At 66.4% G+C, this 11,683-nt stretch carries 8 protein-coding genes and 1 riboswitch; of the genes, 5 read left to right on the plus strand and 3 right to left on the minus strand.

Annotated elements, in window-relative coordinates; genetic code table 11:
* Positions 1–169 precede the first annotated feature (169 nt).
* A complete protein-coding gene (locus AAFF19_RS03610; protein ID WP_182119668.1) occupies positions 170–1,147 on the plus strand; it encodes a tripartite tricarboxylate transporter substrate binding protein in 978 nt (325 codons plus the stop codon).
* Positions 1,148–1,267: 120 nt separating this feature from the next.
* Here AAFF19_RS03610 and AAFF19_RS03615 read toward each other — a convergent pair whose 3' ends face one another.
* A complete protein-coding gene (locus AAFF19_RS03615; RefSeq protein WP_182119669.1) occupies positions 1,268–1,681 on the minus strand; it encodes a VOC family protein in 414 nt (137 codons plus the stop codon).
* Between the two features lie 211 nt (positions 1,682–1,892).
* Here AAFF19_RS03615 and AAFF19_RS03620 point away from each other — a divergent pair, with 211 nt between their 5' ends.
* From AAFF19_RS03620 to AAFF19_RS03630, 3 genes are all read left to right on the plus strand, one after another.
* On the plus strand, positions 1,893–3,053 hold the full coding sequence (locus AAFF19_RS03620; protein WP_182119670.1) for an iron-containing alcohol dehydrogenase: 1,161 nt from the start codon (positions 1,893–1,895) through the stop codon (positions 3,051–3,053).
* 68 nt (positions 3,054–3,121) lie between these two features.
* Positions 3,122–3,211: riboswitch (glycine riboswitch) on the plus strand.
* 160 nt (positions 3,212–3,371) lie between these two features.
* On the plus strand, positions 3,372–5,750 hold the full coding sequence (locus AAFF19_RS03625; protein ID WP_182119671.1) for a PBP1A family penicillin-binding protein: 2,379 nt from the start codon (positions 3,372–3,374) through the stop codon (positions 5,748–5,750).
* A gap of 270 nt (positions 5,751–6,020) precedes the next feature.
* Entirely contained in the window at positions 6,021–6,704 is a 684-nt protein-coding gene (locus AAFF19_RS03630; RefSeq protein WP_008903116.1) for a type 1 glutamine amidotransferase domain-containing protein, read from the plus strand.
* Positions 6,705–6,955: 251 nt separating this feature from the next.
* On the opposite strand, the gene AAFF19_RS03635 is transcribed toward AAFF19_RS03630, so the two are convergent.
* Positions 6,956–9,058 (minus strand): molybdopterin oxidoreductase family protein, encoded by a 2,103-nt coding sequence (locus AAFF19_RS03635; RefSeq protein ID WP_182119672.1) that lies wholly within the window; start codon positions 9,056–9,058, stop codon positions 6,956–6,958.
* 194 nt (positions 9,059–9,252) lie between these two features.
* On the opposite strand from AAFF19_RS03635, the gene AAFF19_RS03640 reads away from it, so the two are divergent.
* On the plus strand, positions 9,253–10,401 hold the full coding sequence (locus AAFF19_RS03640) for an ABC transporter substrate-binding protein (protein ID WP_182119673.1): 1,149 nt from the start codon (positions 9,253–9,255) through the stop codon (positions 10,399–10,401).
* A gap of 53 nt (positions 10,402–10,454) precedes the next feature.
* On the opposite strand, the gene argE is transcribed toward AAFF19_RS03640, so the two are convergent.
* Positions 10,455–11,627, minus strand: coding sequence for an acetylornithine deacetylase (gene argE / locus AAFF19_RS03645; RefSeq protein ID WP_182119674.1), 1,173 nt, complete (start codon positions 11,625–11,627; stop codon positions 10,455–10,457).
* Between the last annotated feature and the right edge of the window lie 56 nt (positions 11,628–11,683).

Below are 11,683 nucleotides of genomic sequence, written 5' to 3' on the forward strand. Positions count from 1 at the left end.
CCCGTGGCCTGGCGGAGCCAGTTCCACGGTGGCGCTGGCCTTGGCACGCGCCGGTTTCCATCGACGCGCGCAAGGGTGACCAGACGAACAAGCAAAAAATGGCTACAGCGCTTTCTGGATAAGCGCTAACAGCTATCAATTTAGTAGTATTTTCAAGGAGACAACTTTCATGCAACGCCGCACCCTCTTGTCCGCCCTGGCCGCCGCAGGCGCCACCACCGCAGCACCCTGGGCCGCTGCTCAATCCACCTGGCCCGACCAACCCCTGCGCTGGGTTGTGCCGTACCCTGCCGGTGGCGGTACCGACGTGCTGGCCCGCACCGTGGCCGAGGCCATGCGCCAGACGCTGGGCCAGCAGATCGTGGTGGACAACCGCCCCGGCGCCTCCACCAACATCGGCGGCCAGGCCGTGGCCACGGCCAAGCCCGACGGCAACACCTTCATGTCGGCCGACAACGCCATCCTGGCCTACAACGAGCACCTGTTCACCAAGCTGCCGTTCAATCCTGAAAAGGACTTCACCTACGTGGGTGGCATCAGCCGCTTTCCGCTGGCGCTGGTGGTGCACCCATCGTTTGAAGCCAGGACGGTGAAGGAATTTCTGGCCTATGCCCGCGCCAACCCCGGCAAGCTCAACTACGCATCGCCCGGCAACGGCTCGCCGCACCACCTGGCGATGGAGATGTTCAAGAACCGCACCAAGACCTTCCTCACGCACATCCCCTACCGCGGTGCAGCGCCCGCCATGCAGGACGTGATGGGCGGCCAGGTGCCGTGCATGTTCCTCGACCTGGCGGCCGGCCTGCCCGTGATCCAGTCGGGCAAGGTGCGTGCCCTGGCCATCGGCTCGTCCAAGCGCGTGGCCGCATTGCCCGACGTGCCCACCCTGGCCGAAGCGGGCGTGCCCGATACCGAAGTGTTCGCCTTCCAGGGCATCCTCGCGCCCGCCGGTTTGCCCGCCGCGATCACCACGCGTTTGAACGCCGACCTGAACAAGGCCCTGCTCAATCCCGCCGTGGTCAAGCGCATGAACGACTTCGGCATGGAAGCCCTGCCCGGCACGCCCGAGCAGTTCCGCACCATGGCGCGGGCCGAGTCCAAGCGCTGGGGCGAGATCATCAAGGCGGCGGGGGTGAAGCTGGATTGACCCTTTGCGCAGCGGTGCTGCCGCATCTCCCGATGCGGGACGCACCCGGTGGTCTGGCAACGGCAGGTCCACGGGCGCAGGGGTCAGAAATGCGCCCACTTCGGGCGCCGCCGGCCTGCCTTACCCTGGCAGGTGGCACACCGCCTCTACGTTGTTGCCTTCCGGGTCAATGACAAACGCGCCGTAGTAGTGCGCGTGGTAGTCGGGCCGCAGGCCCGGGGCCCCGTTGTCCTTGCCCCCGGCGGCGATGGCGGCGGCGTAGAAAGTGTCCACCTGTGCGCGGCTTTGGGCGCGCCACGCCAGGTGGCAGCCTGCGGTGGCTGGTGGACCACCGTACGGCGAGGGGCCGTCGATGAACCACACATCGGCCTTCTTGCCATCCGGCTCGGACGGGTCTGCGTAGGCAAGGCCCAGCATGTTGGCGCCGTAGTTGCCTTCAAAACAAAGGGTGTAACCCAATGGCGCCAGGGCGGCGCTGTAAAACGCCTTGGCGCGGGCGATGTCGGTCACGCGGAAAGTCATGTGGTCCAGCATGGGCAGGGGCTCCTCCAAAAAATGGTGTCCCGATTTATACCCGAATACTGTGTATATAGACAGTATTTTGAATGGCGCAGTGGCACGGCGGCACCCGTGGGGTTATCGCGCGTGTGACGGGTGCTCCGCGTGGCGGCGCCGCACAATCGTTGTTCCCGGCCCGCCAGCGGCAAGCGCCCTGCAGGCAGCCCCCACCAGAAACACTCATCCCATGCTGAATTTCGACTTCCACAACCCCACCCACATCGCCTTCGGCCAAGGCCGCATTGCCGACTTGGCCAAGCTCGTGCCCGCTGCCGCCAAGGTGCTGATCCTCGTGGGTGGCGCCAGCGCCGAAAAGACCGGCACGCTGACCGAAGTGCGCGCCGCGCTGGGCGAGCGCCAGCACGCCACCTTCAGCGGCATCGAGCCCAACCCGAGTTACGAGACCTGCATGAAGGCCGTGGCGCAGATCCGCGAGGGCGGGTTTGACTTTTTGCTGGCCGTGGGCGGCGGCTCGGTGATCGACGCCACCAAGTTCATCGCGGCCGCCGTTCCGCTGGAGGGGGAGCCCTGGTCAATCCTTGAAAAATACGGCCGCAACGTGAAGAGTGCGCTGCCGTTTGGTGCTGTCCTCACGCTGCCCGCCACAGGCTCGGAGATGAACAGCGGCAGCGTCATCACCCACCGCGCCAAGGGGGCCAAGCTGCCTTTCAGCAGCCGGCACACCTACCCGCAGTTCTCGGTGCTCGACCCCACCAAGACCTACACCCTGCCGCCCCAGCAGCTGGCCAATGGCGTGGTGGATGCGTTTGTGCACACGGTGGAGCAGTACCTGACCTACCCGGTCAACGCGCCCGTGCAGGACCGTTTTGCCGAAGGCATCCTGCAGACGCTGATCGAGGTGGGCCCGCGCCTGCTGACAGCACAAGAGCCGGTGTATGACGACCGCGCCAACCTGATGTGGGCCGCCACCATGGCGCTCAACGGCCTCATCGGCGCCGGCGTGCCGCAGGACTGGGCCACGCACATGATCGGCCACGAGCTGACCGCGTTGCACGGCATCGACCACGCGCGCACCTTGGCCATCGTGCTGCCCGCGCTGCTCAACGAGCGCCGGGTGGCCAAGCGCGAAAAGCTCTTGCAGTACGGCGAGCGCGTGTGGGGCATCACCACGGGCACCGACGACGAGCGCATCACCGCCGCCATCGAGCGCACGCGTGATTTCTTTGAAAGCATGGGCATCGCCACGCGCCTGTCGGGCTACGGTCTGGGTGCCGAGGTGGTCACCACCGTGGTGGCGCAGCTCGAAGCGCATGGCATGGTGCAGCTGGGCGAGCAGCGCGAGATCACGCCCGCCGTGAGCCGTCGCATCCTCGAAGCCGCCCTGTAAGCGGCCCGCCCAGGGCCGTCAATACCCTTGGGGCCGGGTTTGGTTTGTGCGCGTGGGTTAGAGTAAACCCTTATCTTGCGGGAGAGAGGGGCGGCACCGCCCCCGCCGAAGGCGCAAACTCCCATCATCGCTCAGGCACACCGGACCGCAAGAGACCATCGCCGACTGGAGAGAGGCCGCCGCACTGCGCAACGCGGGCGGGGGCCCACCGAAGGGGCTGGCTGCCACCGCAGCTGAAACTCTCAGGTACCAAGGACAGGGGGAGAGGCGCCGCAGGCCCGTCATCGACGGGTACTGCTCAGCCCGAAATCCCTCTGGATGTCTTCATCACCCTCTGCTGCCGCGCCTGCCGTGGCGCCCAATAAGCGCTCGGCGCTCAAATTTCTCTGCGGCTTCCTGGCCGGTCTGGTGCTGGCCGGCAGCGCCGGTGGGGCCTGGGTGCTGCACCTGCTGTGGCAACAGTTACCCACGGTAGACCACCTGGCCGACTACGACCCCATGTTGCCCCTGCGCATTTATGCCGCCGACGGCAGCCTGCTGGCGGAGTTCGGCGAAGAGCGCCGCGATTTCGTGCCCATTGGCCACATACCGGCGCACGTGCGCCAGGCGCTGCTGGCGATTGAGGATGCGCGGTTTTACGAGCACGGCGCGGTGGACTTCACCGGCCTGGCGCGCGCTGCGCTGCGCAATGTGGTGTCTGGCGAGCACGCCCAGGGCGCGAGCACCATCACCATGCAGGTGGCGCGGGTGTTCTTTCTGAGCCGTGTCAAAACCTACAGCCGCAAGCTCATGGAGATCCTGCTGGCCTACAAGCTGGAGGCCATGTACAGCAAGGACAAGATCCTGGAGCTGTACATGAACCAGATCTACCTGGGCGAGCGGGCCTACGGGTTTGCAGCGGCCGCGTCGGTGTACTTCGACAAGACGCTGGACGAGCTGACAGTGGCCGAGGCCGCGATGCTGGCCGGCCTGCCCAAGGCGCCTTCGGCCTACAACCCGGTGGCCAACCGCGAACGCGCCACCGTGCGCCAGCAATACATCCTGCAGCGCATGCACGCGCTGGGCTACCTGGACACCGCCGCTTACGACGCGGCCAGTGCCGAGGTGCTCGCTTTGCGCACGCAGCCACGTTCCATCGACCCTGCCGCAGCGTTTGCCGTGGAACAAGCGCGCAAGATGGTGGTGGACCGGTTTGGAGAAGCGGCGTATTCGCTGGGCTTGGATGTGGTCACCACCCTGCGCCTGGCAGAGCAGCAGGCCGCCACGCGCGCGCTGCGCGCCGGGCTGCTGCGCGCGCAGGCGTCGCAGGGCTATGCGGGCCCCGAGGCACGCTTATCGCACACCGAGGCCGCCCGAAACGGCCACCCCCGGGCCCTGAGTGCAGCGCTGGCGCCGTACCGGGACAGCGGTGAACTGCGGGTGGCCCTGGTGCGCGAGGCGTCGCAGGCGGGCGGCATTTCTGCGCTGCTGCGCGACGGCACGCGCGTGCAGATTCCGCGCAGCCGCCTGACTGCCAGCGCCCGCGAGGCCTTGGCGCCCGATACGCCCACGCAGCGGCGCATTTCATCGGGCGCGGTGATTCGCGTGGTGGCCGACGCACGCCAGCAGTGGAGCCTTGCGCAGCTGCCCGGCATGGAAGGGGCGCTGGTCTCCATGGACACGGACACCGGGGAGATTCTGGCGCTCGCGGGCGGCTTCGACCACGCACTGAACCAGTTCGACCATGCGGTGCAGGCCCTGCGTCAGCCCGGCTCCACCTTCAAGCCGTTCATCTTCTCTGCCGCGCTGGAGAAGGGCTATGCACCGGGCACGCTGGTCGACGATACGCAGCGCGTGGTCACCCCCGCCGCACGCGGTCGCGCCGCCTGGAGCCCGCGCAACTATGGTGGCAATTACGAAGGTTTCATTTCCGCGCGGCGCGGCCTGGTGCGTTCCAAGAACATGGTGGCGGTCAACCTGATGGAAGCGGCCGGAGTGCAGTATGTGCAGCAGTTCGCCACCCGCTTTGGTTTTGACCCCGCGCTCAACCCGGCCCGGCTGCCGCTGGCGCTGGGCGCGGGCGCAGTCACGCCACTGCAGCTGACGCAGGCCTACGCCGTGTTTGCCAATGGTGGCACGCTGGTACAGCCCCGGCTGATCCGCACCGTGAGCGAGCGCGGCGGCGAGGTGCTGTACGAGGCGCAAGGGTCATCGCCCCGCGCCGCCGTGGTGTCCGAGCGCAACGCCTTCGTGCTCGACAGCATGCTGCGCGACGTGGTCGAGCACGGCACCGGCAGGCGCGCCAGGGCGCTGGGCCGCCCCGACGTGGCGGGCAAGACCGGCACCTCCAACGACGCGCGCGACGTGTGGTTTGCAGGCTACTCGTCGGGCGTGGCCTCGGTCGTGTGGATGGGCTACGACCAGCCGCGCAGCCTGGGCCGGCACACCGGCGGCACGCAGGCACTGCCGGTATGGACGGACTACATGGCCGTGGCCGTGCAGGGGCGCAAGCCGGTGCTGCGCACCATGCCACTCGACCTGATGCGCTTTGGCGACGACTACCTGTACCCCGAATACGTGTTTGGTACTTGCGTGGATGACCGTACCGCCTTTGTGCAAAGCCCGTTCGAATGCGGCCTGGAGAGGCGCCGCGATTCGGCCGTGGCGCTGGAAAATAGGGATGAAAATGGCCTCTGGCGATGGATGGATATGCGCTGACAGCTATCAAAATTGAAGTGATACGGCGTCGCCGCACCGCGTTGGTTTCAAGGTGCGGTCACAGCGGACCGGGCTGAGGCGTGCTTCCCCGACCTGTGGCGCACTTTCTGGCGCGGCACCTGCGTTGAACTGCGATGGGTGCGGAACGCGCGGCAGCGCCATGCTGTAAGCCAATGCCGCAAACCTGCCGGCATTGCGGGACAACGGGCCTTGTGGCTGGTACGGTGCCAGTTTGGTGTTTCACATCAACCCCTAACGAAAGCGACCTCCATGGCACACATCCTCATGGTTCTGACGTCCCACGACCAACTGGGCGACACCGGCAAAAAGACCGGATTCTGGCTGGAAGAGTTTGCAGCACCGTACTACGTGTTCAAGGATGCCGGCGCGCAGATCACGCTCGCGTCGCCCCGCGGCGGCCAGCCTCCGCTGGACCCCAAGAGCGACGACGAAGACGCCCAGACCGACGCAACGCGCCGCTTCAAGGCCGATGCCGAGGCGCAAAAACAGCTGGCCAGCACCGTGCCGCTGTCCAGCGTGAAGGCCGAGGACTTTGATGCCGTGTTCTACCCCGGCGGCCACGGCCCGCTGTGGGACCTGGCGGAAGACGCGCAGTCCATCGCGCTCATTGAAAAGACCTTTGCGGCCGGCAAGCCGCTGGCGCTGGTATGCCACGCGCCCGGCGTGCTGCGCCACGCCAAGGCGCCCGACGGGTCGCCGCTGGTCAAGGGCAAGCAAGTGACCGGCTTCACCAACAGCGAAGAAGAGGCCGTGCAGCTGACGCACATCGTGCCGTTTCTGGTGGAAGACATGCTCAAGGCCAACGGTGGACACTATTCCAAAGGCACCGACTGGGCACCCCATGTGCTGACCGATGGTGCGCTGATCACGGGGCAGAACCCGGCATCGTCGGAGCCGGGCGCAAAGGCTTTGCTCAGCCAACTGGGCAAGTGACCAACGCAAAGAAAAAGGGGCTTGGGCCCCTTTCATGGAGCCGTGCTCTACTGCAACGGTGAAGAACAATTCAAGCCAGATTGGCTTGTGGGGCTTGATGTATACGCGCTGGCAGCTATCAATTTTGCGTTTCTGGGTGCTGCATCGGAGCCCTGGCTTCGACAGGCTCAGCCCGAACGGTTTGGGGCCAATCCGACGCATCCAACCAGCCAGGCAATCCGCACCCGCCCGTCGGCGTTGTGAAGCTGCTATCAGGCAGAGGCCGGCGCCGGTGCATCCACTGCGCTGGCCTCCACTTCCACCAGACAGTCGTAGAACGTGGGCGCGCGGCCCAGGTCGGTCAGTGCCTGGCTGGTCACCTCGTTCACGTTGGTGCCGTTCAGCCCCAGCTTGCGCCACCAGATGCCCAGGCCGTTGACCACACCGGGCCTTGCGCGGCGCGAGACGGCGGCGTGGCACAGGTAGCTGCCCCGGTCGTTGAACACGCGCACCACGGCGTCGTTGGCGATGCCCCGCGCTTCGGCGTCGTCGGGGTGGATTTCGAGCAGCGGGCGGCCCTCGATGGTGCGCAGGCTCTGCACGTTCACAAACGTGGAGTTCAAGAAGTTGCGCGCGGGCGGCGAGATCATGGCCAGCGGGTAGCGGGCGTCCGTGCCCTGCAGTTCGTAGTTGGGCAGGTGGTCGGGCAGGCCGTCCAGGCCCTGCGCGGCCAGGCGGGCGCTGTAGAACTCGCACTTTCCAGAGGGTGATGGGAAGTTGCCTTCGGCGAACGGCGCATCGGGCAGCGCCAGCGTGGCAAAGCCTTGGCTTTCAAGCAGTGCGTAGTCCACCGCATCGCCAAACGCCTGGCGGCACAGGGCCTCGTCGCTGTCGGCAAAGCCGGGCTCGGTGAAGCCCATGTGCGCCGCCAGGTCGCGGAAGATCTGCGCATTGCTGCGCGCCTGGCCCTGCGGCGCGATCGCGGGGCGGTTGAGCACTACGTCGGTGTGGCCGTAGCTCAGGTGCACGTCCCAGTGTTCGAGTTGTGTGGTGGCGGGCAGGATGTAGTCGGCGTAGTCGGCCGTGTCGGTCTTGAAGTGCTCCAGCACCACGGTGAACAGGTCTTCGCGCGCAAAGCCTTGCACCACCTTGCCCGAGTCGGGCGCCACGGCCACGGGATTGCTGTTGTAGACCACGATGGCCTCCACCTTCGGGCCGAAGGCGGGCGCGGCCTCGCGCAGCAGGTCGTCGCCAATGGTGACCATGTTGAGGGTGCGGGCCGTACCACCCGTTGTCCGTTGAGGCATCAGGTCGGGCCGCTGCAGCACCGCGCGCTGCACGGGGAACTGACCGGAGCTCGACAGCAGCATGCCGCCCGCGCGGTGGCGCCAGGCACCGGTGAGCGCGGGCAGGCAGGCCACGGCGCGCACGGCATTGCCGCCGCCGCGCACACGCTGCATGCCGTAGTTCAGGCGGATGGCGGCGGGCTTCGTGGTGCCATAGTCCCTGGCCAGCTGACGAATCTGTTCTACCGGAATGCCGCAGACCTCGGCCGCGCGTTCGGGTGGCCATTGCAGGGCGCGTTCGCGCAGCGGTTCCCAGCCCAGCGTATGGTGGGCGATGTAGTCGTGGTCCAGCCAGTTGTGCGTGATCAGTTCGTGCATCAGCGCCAGGGCCAGCGCGGCGTCGGTGCCCGGGCGCAGGGCGATGTGCTCATGGCATTTGTCGGCCGTCTCGCTCTTGCGCGGGTCGATGCACACCAGCTTGGCGCCGTTGCGTTTGGCCTGCTGCGCGTAGCGCCAGAAGTGCAGGTTGCTGCCAATGGAGTTGCTGCCCCAGATCAGGATGAGCTGCGATTCGGCGAAAAACTCCACCTTCATGCCCACCTTGCCGCCCAGCGTCTGCGTGAGCGCCTCGGCCCCGGCCGACGCGCAGATGGTGCGGTCGAGCTGCGATGCGCCCAGCTGGTGGAAAAAGCGCCGGTCCATGCTCTCACCCTGCACCATGCCCATGGTGCCGGCGTAGCTGTAGGGCAGGATGGCCTCGGGCGCGCGTGCGGCGATGGCCTTCAGGCGCTGTGCGATGTCCGTCAGTGCCTCGTCCCAGCTGACCGGGGTGAACTGCCCGCTGCCCTTGGCACCCGTGCGTTTGAGCGGTGTGAGGATGCGCTCGGCGTGGTAGGTGCGTTCGGTGTATTTGCTCACCTTGGCGCACAGCACGCCGTCGGTGTGGGAGTGTGCGGGGTTGCCTTGCACGCGGGTGGCGATGCCGTTTTCCACGGTGGTCAGCAGCGCGCAGGTGTCCGGGCAGTCGTGGGGGCACGCGCCCCGTACGGTGGAGGAATCTGCCGATGGGTGGGTGGGCGAAATGGGCATGGCTATTGCTGTGGGGTAACGGTCAGTACACTTAGGGTTATTACCAAGGCGCACCACCGCTGCGGTTACAGAGCGCCGTGAGCAGGCGGAATCATGGTTGCGGGCGTCGGCACTGGCGCTGTCCGTGTTCCGGCCCCCAAGGGCCATGCCTTGCAGTGGCAACCGTTTTACTTTCAGATAGACAGGATTTCACCATGAACCACAAGGGCTTGGGACGCAGGCAGTTTTCCGTTGGCCTGGGTGCCGCCGCGCTCGGGGGCTTTCACCTGGCACACGCCCAGAGCGAAGGCCGCATCGTGCTCGGCCAGTCTGCCGCCTTCACGGGCCCCGCAGCCCAGCTGGGCGTGCAGTTCAACCTGGGTGCCAAGCTGTATTTTGACCAGCTCAACGCGCAGGGCGGCGTGGGCAAGCGCACGATCGAAATCCGCACCATGGACGATGGCTACGAGCCCGACCGCTGCGCCGAAAACACCCGCAAGCTCATTGCCGAAGATGTGTTTGCCCTGTTTGGCTATATCGGCACGCCCACCAGCCTTGCAGCCCTGCCGATCTTCACCAAGGAGCGGGTGCCGTTTTTTGGCCCCTTCACGGGTGCCGAGGCGCTGCGCCAGCCGTTCAACCGGCTGATCTTTCATGTGCGCGCCTCGTACTACGACGAAACCGCGCTCATCGTCCGCCAGCTGACCAATCTGGGCCTGCAGAAGATCGCGGTGTTCCACCAGAACGACGCCTACGGCAAGGCGGGGCTCGACGGCGTGACCCGCGCGCTGGCGGAACTCAAGCTCGCGCCGGTGGCCACGGCCACGGTGGAGCGCAATTCAACCGACGTGAAGATGGCGGTGGAAAAGCTGGTGGCTGCCAAGCCCGATGCTGTGGTGCAGATCTCGGCCTATTCCGCTGCGGCTGCGTTTGTGCGTGCCGCGCGCAAGGCGGGCTATGGCGGTACGTTCTACAACGTGTCGTTTGTGGGCACGCAGGCGCTGGCCGACGAGCTGGGCAAGGACGGTGCGGGTGTGGTGGTGTCGCAGGTGGTGCCCTCGCCCTACCAGCCCTCGCGCCAGATCACGCGCGAGTTTCTGGAGGCCATCAAGAAGGGCGGCGACAAGGTGCAGGCCAATTACTCCAGCATGGAAGGCTTCCTCGCCGCCCGCATCTTTGCCGAAGGCCTGCGCCAGTCGCAAAACGGCGGCAAGCTCACGCGCGAAGGCCTCATCACCGGCATCGAGTCGCTGGGCAGCCAGGTGATCTCGGGGTTTCCGGTAACGTTCAGCTCGGCCAGCCACGCGGCATCCAAATTTGTCGAAATGTCGATGCTGACCGGCGACGGGCGCGTGAGGACCTGACGGGGTGCCGGGGTGCCGGGGTGCCCGCCGAGGCCCCCGGCACCGGCAGGTGATCAGCCCAGGGTGCGCGTGCGCGCCAGGCCTTGCATGAAGGCCTCGCAACGCGCGAGTTGCTCCAGGCTCACATACTCATCCGGCTGGTGGGCCTGCCGGATGCTGCCGGGGCCGCACACCACGGTGGAGATGCCTGCGTTCTTGAACAGGCCCGCCTCGGTGCCAAAGGCCACCAAGGTGGTGTGCTTTTCGCCGCTCAGCTCCTGCGCCAGGCGCGTCACCGGGTCGTCCTTGCTGCCCAGAAAACTCGGGATCTCGCAGATGGTCTCGAACTCGAAGCCCGCTGCGGGCGCCACCTTCTTCATCGCAGGCTCCAGCGACTTGGCGTAGGCCACCACCTCGGACTGCATCTGCGCCGCATTGGCCGTGGGCAGGTCGCGGAACTCGTAGCGGAACTCGGCGTCGCGCGGCACCACGTTGTCGGCAATGCCGCCGTGGAACTGGCCCACGCTGGTGGTCGAGAACGGCACGTCAAAGCCCTCGAAGCGGGGCTCGTTCTTTTCAAAGCCTTCCGCCATGTCGCGCACCCGGCCCACCACGCGGGCGGCCATCTCGATGGCGTTGACCGAATGCGGCGTGAGGGACGAATGCGCCTCCTTGCCACGCACGCAGCACTTGTAGCGGTACACGCCTTTGTGCGCGATGGCGGGGATCATGCTGGTGGGCTCGCCCACGATGCAGGCCAGGGGCTTGATGTTCGCGTCGCGCAGGTCGGCGATGAGTTCCTTCACGCCAAAGCAGCCAATTTCCTCCTCGTAGCTGAACGCGTAGTGGAGGGCGAACGGCGCATCGCTGTTCAGGAACTGCTCGGCCTGCGACACGGCCACGCCGATGAAGGCCTTCATGTCGGCGCTGCCGCGCCCGTACAGGCTCGGGCCTTCCGGGCCGTCCTTGATCAGCGCACTCAGCGGGTCCATGGTCCAGTCCTGCCCGTCCCACGGCACCGTGTCGGTGTGGCCCGAGAGGATCACGCCGGCGGGTTTGCCTTCGCCCAGCGTGGCGAACAGGTTGGCCTTGGTCTTGTCCTCATTGAAGGTCAGGCGGCTTTTCACGCCCAGCCTGGCCAGGTGGTCGCGGATGAAATGGATCAGCTCCAGGTTGGAGTTATGGCTGACGGTGTTCATGCGCACCAGGGTTTGCGCAAGTTCGAGGGCGTGGGGGGAGAGTGTCATGTTGCAGTGCAAATAAACCCGGGGTGGCGCAAGGGGTGGTCAGCGGGCTAGACTGT

Source organism: Acidovorax sp. FHTAMBA (assembly GCF_038958875.1).
GTDB lineage: Bacteria > Pseudomonadota > Gammaproteobacteria > Burkholderiales > Burkholderiaceae_C > Acidovorax.